The organism is Microbacter margulisiae, assembly GCF_014192515.1.
Taxonomy (GTDB): domain Bacteria; phylum Bacteroidota; class Bacteroidia; order Bacteroidales; family Paludibacteraceae; genus Microbacter; species Microbacter margulisiae.
On the sequence record NZ_JACHYB010000001.1, the window covers coordinates 1,763,456 to 1,781,104 of the forward strand.

The 17,649-nt window shown below is 39.1% G+C and carries 16 protein-coding genes; 10 read left to right on the plus strand and 6 right to left on the minus strand.

Annotated elements, in window-relative coordinates; translation table 11 throughout:
- Positions 1 to 12 precede the first annotated feature (12 nt).
- The 5 genes from FHX64_RS07205 (at position 13) to nadC (ending at position 5,215) form a co-directional block, all read left to right on the plus strand.
- Entirely contained in the window at positions 13 to 1,134 is a 1,122-nt protein-coding gene (locus FHX64_RS07205) for a DUF4861 domain-containing protein (RefSeq protein WP_183413098.1), read from the plus strand.
- Positions 1,135 to 1,284: 150 nt separating this feature from the next.
- Entirely contained in the window at positions 1,285 to 1,791 is a 507-nt protein-coding gene (gene purE / locus FHX64_RS07210; protein ID WP_183413099.1) for a 5-(carboxyamino)imidazole ribonucleotide mutase, read from the plus strand.
- Between the two features lie 52 nt (positions 1,792 to 1,843).
- Positions 1,844 to 3,880, plus strand: a complete 2,037-nt coding sequence (ligA, locus tag FHX64_RS07215; protein WP_183413100.1) for an NAD-dependent DNA ligase LigA — start codon at positions 1,844 to 1,846, stop codon at positions 3,878 to 3,880.
- Between the two features lie 93 nt (positions 3,881 to 3,973).
- On the plus strand, positions 3,974 to 4,366 hold the full coding sequence (locus FHX64_RS07220; protein WP_183413101.1) for a DUF4783 domain-containing protein: 393 nt from the start codon (positions 3,974 to 3,976) through the stop codon (positions 4,364 to 4,366).
- A gap of 6 nt (positions 4,367 to 4,372) precedes the next feature.
- Complete coding sequence (nadC, locus tag FHX64_RS07225) at positions 4,373 to 5,215, plus strand: carboxylating nicotinate-nucleotide diphosphorylase (RefSeq protein WP_183413102.1); 843 nt, start codon at positions 4,373 to 4,375, stop codon at positions 5,213 to 5,215.
- 56 nt (positions 5,216 to 5,271) lie between these two features.
- Here the strand turns inward: nadC and gldF are convergent, their stop codons facing one another.
- On the minus strand, positions 5,272 to 6,006 hold the full coding sequence (gldF, locus tag FHX64_RS07230; protein ID WP_246392338.1) for a gliding motility-associated ABC transporter permease subunit GldF: 735 nt from the start codon (positions 6,004 to 6,006) through the stop codon (positions 5,272 to 5,274).
- Positions 6,007 to 6,195: 189 nt separating this feature from the next.
- Between gldF and FHX64_RS07235 the strand changes: the two genes are divergently transcribed.
- From FHX64_RS07235 to FHX64_RS07245, 3 genes are read left to right on the plus strand one after another with little or no spacing between them, the layout of a single operon-like run.
- Positions 6,196 to 7,347 carry an LA_2272 family surface repeat-containing protein gene (locus tag FHX64_RS07235; RefSeq protein WP_183413103.1) on the plus strand — a complete coding sequence of 384 codons (1,152 nt, stop codon included), beginning with the start codon at positions 6,196 to 6,198 and terminating at the stop codon, positions 7,345 to 7,347.
- Positions 7,347 to 8,837, plus strand: coding sequence for a DUF3943 domain-containing protein (locus FHX64_RS07240; RefSeq protein WP_183413104.1), 1,491 nt, complete (start codon positions 7,347 to 7,349; stop codon positions 8,835 to 8,837). The genes FHX64_RS07235 and FHX64_RS07240 overlap by 1 nt, the downstream gene beginning before the upstream one ends.
- A 10-nt stretch (positions 8,838 to 8,847) precedes the next feature.
- A complete protein-coding gene (locus FHX64_RS07245) occupies positions 8,848 to 9,837 on the plus strand; it encodes a M28 family peptidase (protein WP_183413105.1) in 990 nt (329 codons plus the stop codon).
- Positions 9,838 to 9,855: 18 nt separating this feature from the next.
- Here FHX64_RS07245 and FHX64_RS07250 read toward each other — a convergent pair whose 3' ends face one another.
- The 5 genes from FHX64_RS07250 to FHX64_RS07270 all read right to left on the minus strand — a co-directional run bounded on the left by FHX64_RS07250 (position 9,856) and on the right by FHX64_RS07270 (position 15,668).
- Positions 9,856 to 10,977 (minus strand): glycosyltransferase family 4 protein, encoded by a 1,122-nt coding sequence (locus FHX64_RS07250; protein ID WP_183413106.1) that lies wholly within the window; start codon positions 10,975 to 10,977, stop codon positions 9,856 to 9,858.
- Positions 10,974 to 12,461 carry a lipopolysaccharide biosynthesis protein gene (locus FHX64_RS07255; protein WP_183413107.1) on the minus strand — a complete coding sequence of 496 codons (1,488 nt, stop codon included), beginning with the start codon at positions 12,459 to 12,461 and terminating at the stop codon, positions 10,974 to 10,976. Before FHX64_RS07255 ends, FHX64_RS07250 begins: the two co-directional genes overlap by 4 nt.
- 65 nt (positions 12,462 to 12,526) lie before the next feature.
- Positions 12,527 to 13,555, minus strand: coding sequence for a Holliday junction branch migration DNA helicase RuvB (gene ruvB, locus FHX64_RS07260; protein WP_183413108.1), 1,029 nt, complete (start codon positions 13,553 to 13,555; stop codon positions 12,527 to 12,529).
- Between the two features lie 99 nt (positions 13,556 to 13,654).
- Positions 13,655 to 14,968: a ribosome biogenesis GTPase Der gene (gene der, locus FHX64_RS07265; RefSeq protein WP_183413109.1), complete on the minus strand. Its 1,314-nt coding sequence runs from the start codon at positions 14,966 to 14,968 to the stop codon at positions 13,655 to 13,657.
- A 196-nt stretch (positions 14,969 to 15,164) separates the two neighbouring features.
- The gene (locus FHX64_RS07270; protein WP_183413110.1) at positions 15,165 to 15,668 is read right to left on the minus strand and encodes an SPOR domain-containing protein; all 504 of its coding nucleotides are present in this window, start codon (positions 15,666 to 15,668) and stop codon (positions 15,165 to 15,167) included.
- 158 nt (positions 15,669 to 15,826) lie between these two features.
- Between FHX64_RS07270 and FHX64_RS07275 the strand changes: the two genes are divergently transcribed.
- A complete protein-coding gene (locus FHX64_RS07275; RefSeq protein WP_183413111.1) occupies positions 15,827 to 16,813 on the plus strand; it encodes a polyprenyl synthetase family protein in 987 nt (328 codons plus the stop codon).
- Positions 16,814 to 16,829: 16 nt separating this feature from the next.
- A complete protein-coding gene (lolB1, locus tag FHX64_RS07280) occupies positions 16,830 to 17,636 on the plus strand; it encodes a lipoprotein insertase outer membrane protein LolB1 (RefSeq protein WP_183413112.1) in 807 nt (268 codons plus the stop codon).
- Positions 17,637 to 17,649 lie beyond the last annotated feature (13 nt).

Consider the following 17,649-nt stretch of genomic DNA (forward strand, 5'->3'; position numbering starts at 1 on the left):
ATTCAATCAATTATGAGAAAGTTAGCTTTCTTACTTAGCGCAATGCTGCTGCTTGCATCTTGTAGCAAAACAATGAAAGTCACAGTAAAAAACCCAATCAATATTGATCGGAGTAATGAACTGGTGTCTGTTCCGCTGCAAAACATTGTTCAAACCTTAAATCTAAAAGGCAATGAACAATTTATCATTTTGGATCAGAATGGGAAACAAATTCCCTATCAGGTTGAATCGGACAGTATTAATGTTATTTTCCCGGCAACCGTCAAGGCGAATGGAACCACACAATATTCCATTCACATTGGTAAACCGGAATCATTTGTACCTAAAACCTATGGGCGTTACGTCCCGGAACGAAAAGATGATTTTGCATGGGAGAATGATCGCATTGCTTACCGCATGTACGGACCGGCATTAGCTGATGAAAATCCAAGCAACGGCGTGGATGTATGGGTAAAAAGCACTGACTCACTGGTGATCAATAAACGGTATCGAGATGATCCAAAAGGGATTTCATATCATGTTGATCATGGACAAGGATTAGATTGTTATAAAGTAGCACATACTTTGGGAGCAGGAGGGATTGCCCCTTACACAAATACAAAACTGTGGGTACAAAATCATTATTCTACCTGGAAAGTCCTTGAGAATGGGCCTTTACGTACTGTTTTCACCCTTACATATGATTCCGTTTATGTAGGAAACGCCTACTTAAAGGAAACAATCACCATCTCCCTGGATGCTGGTTCGCAGCTAAACAAAGGTATTGTTACATATGAAGGCACATTGCCTCCCAACTTTCAGGTTGCTACGGGAATAACCCTGCATGGGAACAAAGGAGTTATAAAATCAGATCAAAATGCAGGCTATATAGCCTATGCAGAAACAGCTACTTCTGATGCCGGCGTTCCTGAAGGACAAGATTATATTGGAGTAGTGGTTCCAGAACAAATCACTGCCGTAAAAGTGCAAGATGATCATTTACTGGCTATTGAATCTTATCAGCCACAACAACAATTCACGTACTATTTCGGAGCCGGTTGGAGCCGATGGGGATTTCCTTCCAACCAGGCATGGTTTGATTATATCAAACAATTTACCCTGGAACTCAAAAACCCCCTGCAAGTATCTTATTGACAAAAAAATAACAACAAATAAAAAAACCGTGTGGCTTAATGGCTTCACGGTTTTTGTGTTTCCTGAAAAAATGACGTACATTCGTAGGAATCAAATTGCAGATTCAAAAATCAGGATATTTTATTCATTAACAACACAATACAAAAAGGCATGGAACCTATAGTAAGCATTATCATGGGTAGCACATCAGATTTGCCCATTATGGAAAAAGCGGCGTCGATCTTTGAGGAATTTAAAGTTCCATTCGAAATGAATGCATTATCAGCACATCGCACGCCGAAGGAAGTAGAGCAATTTGCCACTCAGGCGGGTGCCCGAGGTATCAAAGTTATTATTGCAGCTGCAGGTATGGCAGCACATCTTCCTGGCGTAATTGCATCAATGACCACGCTACCTGTTATCGGAGTGCCTATCAATGCATCACTGGACGGAATGGATGCGTTATTAGCTATTGTACAAATGCCTCCGGGAATCCCCGTTGCCACGGTCGGTATCAATGCATCCATGAATGCAGCACTGCTGGCAGTTCAAATCTTGGCTCAAAGTGATGAGATTTTAAAGACGAGACTATCCACATATAAAGAGAGCCTGAAAAAGAAAATTGTACAAGCGAACGAAGAGCTCAGAAAGATACAATACGAATACAAAACAAATTAATCCATCGTTTCAGCAACAAACGCATCTCTCCATCTATTATTCTGACATTACCATGTCCGTTCAAGAAGAAATCGAAACGCTTCGTACAGAACTGCACGAACACAATTATCGCTATTATGTGCTTTCAAACCCCATCATTAGCGATATGGAGTTTGACCAAAAGATGAAAGCATTAGAAGCGTTGGAACTTGCCCATCCCGAATATGATGATCCGAATTCGCCAACACATCGTGTAGGAAGCGATCTAACCAAAGAATTTGTCAAAGTTGCCCATCGATATCCGATGCTTTCTTTAGGCAACACGTATTCCGAAAGTGAACTTAGCGACTTCTTTGATCGGGCATCTCGTCTTTTGAATGAATCCTTCGAAATTGTATGTGAATTGAAGTTTGATGGCGTATCAATTTCCCTTCTTTACGAAGATGGTAAATTAATCAGAGCAACGACGCGTGGAGATGGAGTTACAGGCGACGATGTAACAACGAACATAAAAACTATCCGGTCAATTCCCCTGCAATTGATTGGATCTGACTATCCAGAAAATTTCGAGATACGTGGGGAAGTTTTATTGCCCTGGAAAGTGTTCGACACTATCAATCAGGAACGCGAAATGCAGGAAGAGCCGCTGTTTGCCAATCCACGTAATGCAGCCTCCGGAACATTAAAACTACAGAATCCCAAAGAAGTAGCCAAGCGCCTGTTAGACGGATATTTCTATTATATGCTGGGAGAAAACTTACCTTCCGACGAGCATTATGACAATATGCAGAAAGCAAAATCATGGGGCTTTAAAGTATCGGATGCAATCCGGAAATGCAAATCATTGCATGAAGTGTTTGATTTTATTCATTACTGGGAAAAAGAAAGAAACAAATTGCCATTTGCCACTGACGGTATTGTATTAAAAATAAATTCTTTACGCCAACAACAACTACTAGGGACAACGGCTAAAAATCCACGGTGGGCTGTAGCATTTAAATATCAGGCAGAACAAGCGGTTACAACATTACAGAACATTGAATTTCAGGTTGGAAGAACCGGAGTTGTAACTCCCGTGGCAAACCTTGAGCCCGTGCTCCTTGCCGGCACAACCGTAAAAAGAGCAACATTGCACAATGCTGACGTGATGACTTCGTTCCATTTACATGTTGGGGATCAGGTGTTGATTGAAAAAGGAGGAGAAATCATCCCCAAAATTGTCAGCGTAACCTACCAGAACAATCAAAGTAAAGAAATAGAATTTATTCAACTGTGTCCCTCCTGCGGCACCCATCTGGTAAGAGTGGAAGGAGAAGCCGGATATTATTGTCCTAACGAAACATCATGTGCTCCTCAGCTTAAAGGGAAAATAGAACATTTTATCAGCCGCAAGGCAATGAATATCGACGGCATCGGAGCAGAAACCGTGGATTTATTGTTTCAAAAGCAATTAATCAACAATATTAGCGATTTATATACGTTACAGCCTGCTCAATTGATTCGATTGGAACGATTAGGAGAAAAATCGGTTCAAAACATCATGAAAGCCATCGAAAATTCAAAATCCGTACCATTTGAACGTGTACTGTTTGCTCTTGGCATTCGTTATGTGGGGGAAAAGGTCGCCAAAGCATTAGCCTACGCATTCAAAAATATTGATGCATTAGCTAGGACAACAACAATCGACCTGGCGTCGGTGGATGAAATAGGCGAAAAGATTGCTCAAAGTGTTGTCTCTTATTTTGCTGACATTAATAATCAACAATTGGTTGAACTGTTGAAACAATATGGGCTGCAATTTGCCATACAAGAACAGACAACAGTACTAAAAAGCACAATTTTAGATGGTAAAACAATCGTCATTAGCGGAGTTTTTGTTTACCATAGCCGGGATGAATACAAGTCATTGATTGCACAACATGGAGGCAAAGAAGCCAGTGGAATATCTGCTAAAACCACTTTCCTGCTGACTGGCGACCAACCTGGTCCTTCCAAAGTTACTAAAGCAAAATCACTGGGAATACAAATGATTACTGAAACAAATTTTCTGCATATGATTGGTGAATCAGAGGGTGATAAACCAGTTCAAACGCAAGGGACTTTATTTTAACCCCAAAACTTTAAAATGGAAACATTCCTACCTAAAAAATTGTGTTTGGGTTATAAAAGTGAGTACCTTTGCCAAAACTAAAACATAAAGAAAATGAAACGAATGAATCGATTTTTAATCTTGGTTTGTGTTTCAGTCTTTTTTGTATCTATTTGTCAAGCACAAACTACGGACAATCTCACTAAAAAAATTTCAAACGCATTCAACACTCAAAACATAGGAATGCTATCAGATCTTTTCTCTAATGATGCAGAACTTACACTTCCGGATGGTAATAACTTTAGGAAAGATAACTTAGATGAACAACTAAACAGATTTATCAGACAAAAAAAGGTTTCTGGATTCGAGGCGTTGCATGAAGGAGAGAAGGGCAACCGGATGTTTATTATTGGTAATCTGCATTCTCCATCAGCTACATACCGCATTAATCTATTTCTTAAAAACGAAAGCGGAAACTTTCTCATTTATCAAATTAAAATAGAATAAAAAACAATGGATCAGACACTGGAACAGCAAATTATAGCATGGTTAAAAGAAGACATCGGTGATGGGGATCACACTTCGTTATCCTGTATACCTGAAACTGCGAAAGGCAAATCACGGTTGATTATTAAAGAAAAAGGGGTTCTGGCCGGAGTAGAAGTAGCCCAAAAGATTTTCGCCACTTTTGATAGTCAGTTAAAAATGAACACATTTCTCCATGACGGAGTAGAAGTCAACTATGGTGATATTGCCTTTGAAGTAGAAGGCAAAGTTTTATCTTTGCTCCAAACAGAACGTCTGATGCTCAACATTATGCAGCGTATGAGTGGGATTGCAACCACAACCAGTCATTATGCAAAACAACTGGAAGGTCTGAAGACCAAGGTACTGGACACGCGCAAAACAACTCCCGGAATAAGGCTTCTGGAAAAAGAAGCAGTACGCATCGGGGGCGGCGTTAATCATCGTATCGGTTTATATGATATGATTTTGTTGAAAGACAATCATGTTGACTTTGCAGGCGGTATTCAAAAAGCAATTCTTGCTGCTCAGAATTATTTGAAAAAGAACGGAAAAGATTTGAAAATAGAAATAGAAGTGCGTAATTTTCAAGAAATTGAAGAAGTGCTTGCCACAGGTGGCATTGACCGCGTCATGTTTGACAATTTTTCTATTGAACAAACCCGAAAAGCTGTTGAAATGATTAATGGAAAATATGAAACCGAATCATCCGGAGGCATTGTCTTCGAAACATTACGCGCTTATGCCGAATGTGGTGTCGATTACATTTCAGTTGGAGCACTAACTCATTCCGTCAAGGGCTTGGACATGAGCTTCAAAGCAGTAAAGTAACAGATATTTCTTATGAATTAACGATCGTTGTGCCGGATAACTAACAACTAATGTTTTTACTTGGCACGAATCCTCCAACGCGTAGCCATCAGGAACACACTAACCACGCTGAGGAAATAAACCACATCCCTACTGTCAATCACACCACGGCTCATAGATGTATAATGATCATTAATGCCAAGCGCAGCAATAGCAATTTGTTTTGCACCCGAAAAAGTCAAAGATGCTAATAAATCAAAGCCGAAATAAAACCCAAACGACAAGGTGACTGCTAAGATGAAGGCTGTAATCTGATTATCGCTCAAAGAAGAGGCAAAAATACCAATAGCAACGTAAACAGAAGCCAATAAAAAGAGCCCGATAAAAGAACCAAAGAAACCGCCAACATCCACATTACCAATAGGATCTGCTATATAATATACTGATATAAAATAGACTAGGGTTGGCAGGAGAGAAACCAACACCAAAAGTAAACCAGCCAAATATTTGGATAACACAATGTTCCATTTGGCAATCGGACGGGTGAACAGCAACTCCAATGTACCGGTGCGCTTTTCTTCAGCAAATAAACGCATCGTAATGGCGGGAATCAGGAAAAGATACAACCAGGGTGCCAATGAAAATAATCCATCCGCCTGTGCGTAACCGGAATCGAGTATATTATAATTGCCCGGGAAAACCCAAAGAAATAATCCTGTAAGAATCAGAAAAATACCTACAACGAGGTAGCCTATAGCAGAACTAAAAAAATTAGCAAATTCTTTTCTGAGCAATGCAACCATTGAATTCATCGCAATCTGTTTTTGAATAGCAAAGATAGCTAATTACCCGGATTACTCCATTGAAAAATTTTCACTCAGACCGATAAAAAAAATATCGTTGAAAAACTGATTCTCTTATGTTTATAAAAAGTTCACCGGACAAAATCTTAGAACAACGGGAAAAATCAGTAACTTTGCAATCTAAGTATTGAGGGCTTTATGCGAAAAATTATTTCAGCTTTATTATTGTCATTTTCTCTCATTAGTTGGGGACAATCTCATAAAACGGCCATTAATTTTTCAGTCTGGGATCCTCTGGCAACTCTCCCGGTTTCATACCATCAACCAGCCGTGCTTTCATTGGGGATTCCTGAATCAAAAACAAGTTCATTAAGCGGTTTATCAGTGAATTTCCTAAACACAGTTAACTATGGAGTAATGAACGGAGTGCAGATAACAGGTATCTATTCACGGATTGACAGTATAGCTCGAGGATTTACATTTACCGGCATTTACAATATTCAGCGAAATAATTTTTCAGGTGTTGCTGCAAGTGGCTTAATGAGTATCAACAAAGGAATGTTTCAAGGCCTACAAGTATCCAATGTTCAAAATATAGAAATCACTGATTTAGAAGGACTACAAATTGCTGGATTTATGAATGTGGTGGGTGGCACTCTTCATGGAGGACAAATGACGGCAGGCATTAACGTAGCACAATCCATCCAGTCATCCATACAAATAGCGGGATTAGTGAATTTCAGTCTTCACGATTCAAAAGGAATACAAATTGGAGGATTAGTCAATGTGGCAACGTCATTAAAAGGTGCTCAGATCGGATTATTGAATTTCACGAAAAAGTTACAGGGAGTACAAATCGGAGCCATCAATTATTCTGCTGATACCAATGCCGTGAAAATAGGATTAGTATCCGTATCACCCCGAACCCAAATACGACCCATTGTTTTTTGGAGTAATATATCCACTTACAATGCCGGAGTAAGGTTCATGAATCGCTATACTTATTCCATTATTGGATTTGGCACACCTTATGATCCAATCCATTTTGCTTCATCTGGTCTTATTTTTTATCGGCTGGGGGTTTATCACACCGTAAGGCGCCTGACATTAAGTGGAGATTTAGGCATTAGTTATTTGTTGTTTTTTTCAACTTCTCATGGGGACAGCGGCATTTCCGGCGAAGGAAGAATTAATGTTGAATATGCGCTGAATCAATGGCTATCCATTATCGCATCTGGGGGTTATACAAAAAGAAAATATTTCTTTGGTAGCCGGACAACTCAAATGAAGCCAATAGCCGAAGTTGGAATTATTCTTCCCAACATATTAAATTATAGATCATTAAAATAATGCGGGGAATATTGATTTTTCTATTATGCGCCTGTTTTGACATCGGGTATGCTCAGGTAGCTGATACTATACATTATCAGCTACCTGATTATGCAGATTCAATTCAAAGCACAGTACAGAAACTCAAGAAAAAACCAATACTCGCTGCTGCCGAAACTTTTGGATTGAACATGGTGGTTTGGGACGCCGATTATTTATCAGGACAGGATTTTGCCAAGATAAACCTCTCCACCATGCATAATAACTTAAAAACAGGATTCATGTGGGATAATGACAACATGTCCACCAATCTGTTTTTACATCCTTATTCCGGTAGTTTATCATTTACTTCTGCACGAGCCAATGGAATGAACTTTTGGCAATCACTGCCTTTTTCAGCCGGAGGTAGTTTAATGTGGGAATGCTTTATGGAGAATCAACCACCTTCGACAAATGATTTTTTGGCCACAACATTCGGAGGAGCCATGTTGGGTGAAATACTTTACAGGTTGTCAAACTCGGTTTATGACGATAGCAAAACAGGGTCAGCACGTGTCTTGAGTGAATTGGCAGGATTTATCTTTACGCCAATGGTAGAATTTAATCGAATTATCTCAGGAGAGGCATTCAGGGTAAGGCATCGCCCACAAAATACAATTCCGGCATTACCACCGGTACATTTATACCTGAATTGGGGAGGAAGATTTATATCAGAACGGAGTCACCTCTTTCAGGGAAGTTATGGGTTAGCATTTGGGCTTCGAACAGTTTACGGTGACCCTTTTGATGAGTCAAACTATAAACCGTACGATTGGTTTACTTTTAATTTAGAACTAAATGTCGGAGGAGCACAACCTGTATTAAACACAGCCAATGCAGTGGGACTAATCTGGGGAAAACACGTTGACATGCCCAGAAATCAGGATGCTGTTATAGGCATTTATCAACATTTTAATTTTTACGATTCCGATCCAATTGCTGTCAGCGGCTCAGAGATAAAACCATATCAGGTGGCTGAAACCGTCTCTTTTGGACCGGGAATGCTTTATAAACTGAATACAGAAAACAACCGAATGCAGTTTGTGATAAAAAGTTTCACAAGCCTTGTACTGCTAGGAGCCACATACACAGATCATTTAAAGCTTCCTGACCGTGAATATAATATGGGGCAGGGATTTAGTATCAATTTAGATGCTAATTTAGCGATGCAAAAAATAGGGGATTTTGGGATCAAAATCTACAATCTAAATCTCTATACATGGAAAGGTTATCCACTAAACGTAGATTACATGCACCAGACAGAAGAACAAAATAACTATCTAAACACCGAAGGAGACAAAGGACATAGCAACCTGTTTATTATTACTCCTACATTAAATCTACAGTTATCGCCTTCGCTCAGTTTAATGATCGAACAACGTCGTTTTATTCGTATCGCCCATTATGTTTATTATCCTAATATGACTTATGCAACTTTTGACTCCAGGGTCACGCTTCAATATAAATTCTAAACACCAAATTATGAAACTAATTGCTTTTGGCGCCTCTTTAGCCATCATTTTTTTAATTAGTTGTTCTTCGGCAGCAAAATCAAACCAGCAAACCGATCAACAACAAACAGTTAGTGTACCTCAGTTTAATGCAGATTCAGCATATCTCTATGTCAAAACTCAGGTAGATTTTGGGCCCCGAGTCCCTAATACAAAAGCACATGACAAATGTGCAGTCTATTTAGTCAAACAAATGGAACGGTTTGGAGCAAAAGTAATTCAGCAGAAAGCTGATTTAAAGATGTTTGACGGAACAATATTACATTCTGACAATATCATTGCCAGCTTTAATCCTGCTGCAAAAACGCGCATTTTGTTATGTGCCCACTGGGATAGCCGCCCTTTTTGCGATCATGACTCAAATCCGGCGAATTATCACAAACCTGTGTTAGGAGCCAATGATGGAGCAAGCGGAGTTGGAGTTTTAATGGAAGTTGCACGACAACTTGGAAAACAATTGCCTAGTGTTGGCGTTGACATTATTTTCCTCGACTCAGAAGATGTAGGAACACCTGAGTTTGATAAAGGGCCAGAAGACGATAATTCATGGTGCCTTGGCACTCAATATTGGGCAAAACACCTTATACCATCCAATTATCATGCTAAATTCGGAATTTTACTCGATATGGTAGGAGCTCCGAATGCAAAATTCTACAAAGAACAAGTTTCGATGGATCACGCACCCGATATTGTAGAAAAAGTGTGGGATCAAGCTAAGGAATATGGATTTTCAGGTTACTTTGTTGATCAGATGGGAGGAGCAATCACAGATGATCATTTATTTATCAACCAATTAACTGGAATTCCATGTATTGACATCATTCAGGAGGATATGAACAGTTCTACCGGATTTGCACCCTATTGGCACACGACTCACGATACGATGGATAATATCGATCGTACGACTTTATTAGCGGTAGGAGAAACGCTTTTGGGAGTGGTGTACAATGAACGACCCTAAAGAGAATAACATATACAGTTAGACCAATTTGGAGTACACTTGCATCATATTGTGAGCTACATGTTCATCCGTGAACAGTTCTGCATGGTGCAAGCCTTTTTTTTTCATGTCTTTTTGCAATATCGAATCAGATAAAACCTGTTGAATGGCATCAACCAACTCATCAACATTCAAAGGATCAATGTAAAACGCAGCATCTCCCCCTGTTTCATCAAAACAACCGCCTTTGGATGTAATAACAGGGAGTTCAGTACATAATGCTTCAAGGATAGGCAAGCCAAACCCTTCAAATAAAGAAGGATATATCATACAAGAGGCGGCATGATAGATAGCAGGAAAATCAGCAAATGCGGCCTGATGTAAAAAAAGAACACGATTCTGCAGAGAATATGAAGCTATTTTTTTCGCTAATTCAGCAAAATAAGCAGTCTTGCCTCCGACGATTACCAAAGGCATATCGATATTGCCCTTATAAATGGCATCTAAAATTATACCCATATTTTTTCTACGTTCAATGGCTCCAACTGACAGCAGAAACTGTTTGGGTAACCCATATTTATGACGTACCTGATTGATTTCATCAGCAGTAACTGTATCTCTGAAGACTGAGCTACAGCCCTGATAAACAACATCAATTTTATCTTCATCAGCACCAAAAAATTCTATACAATCGTGTTTTGTCTGTTCGCTAATAGCCACAATACGATCGGAAACATGACAACTATAACGATTTTTTTGAGTAAAAACCGTACGGTATACCGAATCATACAGTTCCGGATACCGAATAAAAATAGCATCATGGATTGTCACTACTGTTTTTACAGCAGCAGCATGAATCCCAAAAGGTAATTCCTGGCTTAATCCATGGTAAATATCCACATGCTGACGCCTGATATCACGATTCATTGTCAACGATCTCCACAAAGAAGGCATCATTCGATCAATCAAAGCAGAAGGTTGAACAGAAACTGCACCTTGGCTATCAGGATTAAAGGGAGCATTTTTTCTTTTAGGAGTAAACAACACATACTGATTATCAGGAAAGTATTGTTGCATCAGACGAATCAGATCACGGCTGTAGTTTCCCAGTCCGCGTCGATTCCAAAAAGCACGTTTAGCATCAAATCCAATGATCATCATTTAAAAAATTTATTGATATACGGCATTTTATTCAAAGGGAAGTCATGCTTAACAGCGTATCTGACAAAAATAGCCAGCAACACAGTCCGAAATGCTAAAGTAATTATTATGAAATGAAACTTCACAAACCAGCCCAGTACAAATAAAACAGCAGCCAGCAGGAAATATTTTCCTATGACTTTCAGTTGATAATCGATTGGAAAATACTTTTGTCCATAAAAATAAGAAAGTATTGCAATAACGAAATAAGCCGAAAATGCAGCCCAAGCTGAACCAAAATAATACATTGAAGGTACTAACAAGATATTTAGAGATAAGGTAATTATAAAGCCGATACCTGAAAAAATCGCTCCCCAAATCGTCTTGTCAATAAGTTTATACCATAAAGAAAGATTGAAAAAAATTCCCTGAAACAAATAGGAACCAAGTACAATAGGAACAACTGCCAATCCCTGACGATATTCCGGGCCAATAATATATTTCAGCACGTCAAGATAAAATGTCATGGATAATACCAGCATTAAAGCAAAGATAATGAAATATTTCATGGCATCTGAATAGGCGGCCTTGCTGTTACTATCCTTGTGTTGGGCAAAAACAAATGGCTCGTATGCAAAACGGAAAGCCTGAGTAAACATCATCATCACCATCGCAACTTTAGAGCAAGCACCATAAATACCCAGTAATTTCATGCCTTCTACATGATTTGGATAGATCACCGGAAACAATATTTTATCAATCGTTTGATTCATTATGCCTGCTATGCCCAACAACAATAGAGGGAAGGAATAACTCAGAATCTGTTTCAATAAAGGCCAATTCAATCGAAACTTGATATGAATTACAAAAGGCAACAAGCAGAGTAGAGCAACAACTGTAGAGATCAGATTAGCTACAAAAATGTATCCTACTCCATAATCCGAACGATAAAACCAACTGATCGAACCTGGATGATGGTGCTGAAGCCACGGGCATGCTATCAAAAAGAAAAGATTAAAAAAGATATTGACAAAGATCATCACCATTTTTAATCCGGCGAACATGTATGGCCTGTTTTTATATCGCAAGTAAGCAAAAGGAATAGCGCTAAAAGCATCCATCGCAACCACCACTCCCAACATAGCAATGAACTCAGGATGTTTATGGTACCCCAACATGTTAGCAAAAGGAGCGGCAAAAATCACTGTTATAATTGCGAACACTAATGATGTCGACCCTACACTCGAAAGAATAGTTCCATAGACTTCTTCCGCTTTGTTTTCCTGTTTGTTGGCAAATCGGAAAAATCCGGTTTCCATACCATACGTCAAAACGACCAGCAATAAAGCCGTCCAGCCATACAAATTAGTCACTATGCCATAATCAGCGGTATTGGTCAATACATAAGCATACAGCGGAACCAAAAGCCAATTCAACACTTTGCCGGCAATACTACTTACGCCATAAATTGCCGTGTCTTTTGCCAATCTGACTAATTTACTCATCAATAACTTACTTAATTTTGATTCTGATTGCTATAACTTATTTCTAAAATCAGGAGAATCGAACATTAGAAAAGCAACGGCTGGTCAGGCTGTCTGGTTCGTCCCAAATGTTGATATGCAAGCTCTGTAACTTCTCTGCCACGTGGAGTCCTTTTCAAGAAACCTTCCTTGATCAGAAAAGGTTCATAGACTTCCTCGATTGTACCCTGATCTTCACTTAATGCAGTTGCAATGGTGGAAAGTCCAACCGGGCCTCCCTGAAATTTATCTATGATAGTCAAAAGAATTTTATTATCAATTTCATCCAATCCATATTGATCAATATTCAAAGCTTCAAGCGCATAACAGGCTATGGAATGATCAATGGCACCATCACCCTTTACCTGCGCAAAATCCCGGACGCGACGCAGCAGAGCGTTGGCAATACGAGGAGTTCCGCGACTGCGGGAAGCTATTTCAGCAGCCGCTTCATGAGAACAGGTCACACGTAGAATTGCTGCCGAACGCTGGATAATTTTAATCAGGACACCATCATCATAATACTCTAAATGAAAATTAATGCCAAAACGCGCCCGCAACGGACTGGTCAATAAGCCGCTCCGTGTAGTTGCTCCAACTAATGTAAATGGATTAAGAGCCAACTGGATTGATCGGGCACTTGGCCCTTTATCAATCATAATATCAATCCGATAATCCTCCATTGCTGAATATAGATACTCTTCAACAATAGGGCTAAGACGGTGTATCTCATCGATAAACAAAACCTCATTGGGTTCCAAAGAAGTAAGTAACCCAGCCAAATCACCAGGTTTATCGAGCACCGGGCCAGAAGTCATTTTCAAACCAACCCCAAGTTCGTTTGCAATAATGTTTGAAAGGGTGGTTTTACCTAACCCGGGGGGGCCATGTAGCAGAACATGATCAAGAGATTCGCCACGCAAACGGGCAGCCTGCACGAAAATGGACAAATTTTCAATAATCTTACGCTGACCATTGAAATCATTAAACGAAAGCGGACGCAAAGCATTTTCATACTCTTTATCAGTCTCGTTATGAAGCTGTGAACTTCGAATATCAAATGTATCCATCGGCATGTCAGATTCGAGTTACAAAGATAACCATTTGCAACCAATCATTAGAGTAGGCTCAATATTTTATACATTCCTATGTATGATCATTTACAGCAAAACGTACTATTTCTGTCGCATGAATAGTTGAACCGGAGTACCGGAGAAATTCCATTTAGACCGAAGCTTATTTTCCAGGAAACGCAGATAGGGGTCTTTGACGTATTGTGGTAAATTGGCAAAAAACACAAAGGTTGGCACCTGTGTATCAGGAAGTTGAGTTACATATTTAATTTTAATATATTTCCCTTTCAACGCAGGAGGTGGATAATTTTCAATTAAAGGCAAAAAGAAATCATTCAGATCGTGAGTCGAAACCCTACGTGTTTTGTTGTGATACACAGCATCTGCCGTCTCTATTACTTTAAAGATACGCTGTTTCGTAATCGCTGAAGTAAAAATAATCGGAAAATCCACAAAAGGCGATAATCGTTCGCGTATTGACGACTCAATTTGTTTAATATCCTTCGATGACTTGTCTTCTATCAAATCCCATTTGTTGACGCAAGCCACCATCCCTTTTTTATTTTTCTGAATCAATGAAAAAATATTCAGATCCTGGCTTTCTATACCACGAGTGGCATCAATCATGAGAATACAAACGTCAGAATTTTCAATAGCCCGAATGGCCCTCACAACCGAATAATACTCAAGGTCTTCTACCACTTTGCTCTTTTTGCGGATGCCGGCCGTATCAACCAGATAAAAATCATGTTCAAATTTGTTATAACGGGAATAAATCGAATCACGTGTAGTGCCGGGAATATCTGTCACTAAAGTACGTTCCTCTCCCATCAACACATTGACTAAAGAAGATTTTCCAGCGTTGGGACGACCAACCACAGCAAAACGGGGGATATTTTCCTCTACTATTTCTGCCTGTTGATCATGCAATTGAGACATAATTTCATCCAACAAATCACCTGTACCGGTTCCATTAACAGCAGAGATAACAAAAGGTTCACCCAACCCAAATTTGTAAAATTCAGCAGCCTGAGGATTCAATTCAAAATTGTCTGCTTTATTTGAGACCAGAATAAGAGGCTTCGAAACCCGTCGCAACATATTGGCAATTTCCATATCAAGATCTGTAATTCCACTTAATATATCCACCATGAAAAGCAGCAAATCAGCTTCTTCCATTGCGATAAGCACCTGACGTTTAATTTCTTCTTCAAAAACATCAGTTGAAGTTTGAACCCAGCCTCCAGTATCAATTAATGAAAATTCACGTCCGTTCCATTCTACTTTTCCATATTGTCTATCCCTCGTAGTACCAGCCTCTTCAGTGACAATGGCGCGGCGGGATTTTGTTAAACGATTGAATAATGTAGATTTCCCCACATTTGGACGTCCTACTATAGCTACTAAATTGCTCATGAGATTGGTTTTGGGCCGACATTTGAATGTGTCAGGCAAATAAAAATTTTAATTGGATTCTTTGTATCAAGCAGAAATTATCTTTTCATTAATGAGACTATCCGAAAGAATATTCTTTCTTCTATTCAAATCGAATATCATATACAAACTTCTGTATTGATAATTATTGCAGGACAAGATTATTTGTTAACCGACACTACTTACTATTTAGAAAAATTGAATCGCGAACAATGTATAAATCTTGCTGCACCTGAGGTAATGCTTTTGATATTTCTTCTTCTAAGGACTTAGCTTCATTTCTGGTTTTACAGTTTCCTACCCGCACTTTCCAAAAAGGTGAATTAAAAATCACATAAACCGGCGTATTTGGCATAGCTTCCAAAACAGCATCTTGCATCGAAAACGCCTTATTTTTAGCAGTTCTTGGCATACTACTGGAAAAAACCTGTACTCGAAAACCAGGTACTTGTTTAGACGGAACATACGAAGCTATGACTTCCGGCGTTTGCGATCCTTCAGGCATTTTATCTTTGAATACTAAGTCAGTGATTTTTTTTGATTGATAGATGATTACCTTTGCATGAGTCAGAGTATCAGGCGAAGCAAGCACCGACAATAACTGTTGAGGCATAACCGGTTGTCCAAACAAGCAAAAAAGCAAGATGACCGGCAAAATCCTTTGAAAAGCAAGCTTACTCATATAAATTCAATGACATAGACAACAAAAAATCGTTACAAAGGTACACATTTTCAACCAAAAGCCTATCAATGTCGTAGAAAATTCAGTCAAAACCATCCAATGGAAAACCTTATGCGGATAATTTTTATAACTTTGTGCCTTTAAGTAAAACCATTTCAATGAATGACATAGCAGCCATTAAACAACCTGTCTTAGCTGAATTCCAACAATTCGAATCCGCTTTTGCAGATGCGTTTGAGTCTGACAACCATACTCTTAAAGAAGTTTACGTTTACGTGCTTAACAACGTAGGGAAACAGGTACGCCCGCTCTTAACGCTCTTATGTAGTCAGATATGCGGGGGCATTACAGACACAACTATCCAGGCTGGCGTAGCACTTGAATTAATGCATACCGCCAGCCTTTTGCACGATGACGTAATTGATGAAGCAGAACAACGCCGCGGGAAACCGTCAGTACACTCACGTTGGGGCAATAAAGCAGCCATTTTGTCGGGCGATTATTTACTCGCAAGCAGCTTTTTAGTATCAACAACGATCAATCACCCTCAAATATGGAGAATTCTGGCTTCCGTTGGCAAACAACTAGCAGTTGGAGAGTTGCTCCAACAAGACAGCACAATTACCGTTGAGAATCAATGGAGTGAAGCCAATTATTTTGATGTGATTAACAACAAAACAGCGCAATTATTTGCTGCATGTTGCCAAATAGGAGCTCTAGGAGCCAACGCTCCAAAAACGCAAGTACTTGCCATGAAAGAATTTGGACAAAATATCGGCTTAATATTCCAAATCAAAGATGATATTTTCGATTATTTCGATAGCGCTGAGATTGGTAAGCCAACAGGCAACGATTTAAAAGAAGGAAAAATTACCCTGCCATTGCTTCATGCTCTTTCTCAGGTCTCTGAAGATGAGAGCAATGCAATGATGAATAATATCCGAAAAGTCTTTTTAGAACACAATGAGTCATTAATACCTACTATTCAAAAATTTGCGAGATCAAATGGAGGAATACGTTATGCGGAAGAACAAATGGATCTTTTCCACCAAAAAGCCTTAGATGCTTTATCCATATTTGAAGAATCAAAAGAAAAAGCTTCCCTACTGGCGACATTGCAATTTGTTTCTGACCGCACGTACTAACCATAATCTATTTAATATGAACAAAGTATATTCCAGACCATTTTGGATTTATATAATTGCGGTCGGATTGGTGACCATGAATTTAATATCATGTAGTTCAACCAAGAAATTAGCGGCTACACATTCGACAATATCCAACCAAGCTAAAATTAAGACATTTTCTCCTGAAATTCCACAGTTTGATACATGGAACATCGGAAAATGTAAAGTCTCACTCACAATGAACGACCGGAATATTACAGTTCCAGCCTCTTTGCGAATCGTAAAAGACAGTCTTATATCACTTTCAATACAACCTCTTTTGGGAATTGAGATGTATCGGGCAGAACTGACTCCTGATTCAATTTCCCTGATCGATCGTGGAAACCATATGGTGTTCACTACTTCATACGAATTTTTCACAAAGAAGTTTGGAATTCCCATCCATTTTAGTGACATACAAGCTATTCTGACAGACAATTTATTGAAAAATACGACAACACCAGAGGTAAACTCTCAGCCTCAAGATAGCGTAGCAAAATGGATGACGTCCCGCAATGAGTTAAAAATTGAATATGCCATTTCGCAAGCAAATCAATTAGTCCAAACACTGATTACAAAAAATGACAGCCAGGCAATATTTCAGTGCATCTATGCACAATTTGTCAAGATAGGAGAACAATTGGTTCCAACCAGTTGCGCGATGTCAGTGTCGTCCAACAACCGACACGCTGAAATGACCTTAACATACCAAAATGTCAACGTAAACACAGGAATTCATTCACGACCTTTGAACACATCTCATTATCAAAGAGTTTCTTTAGATCAAATCTTGCCATTCTAATTTTCAATTTTTC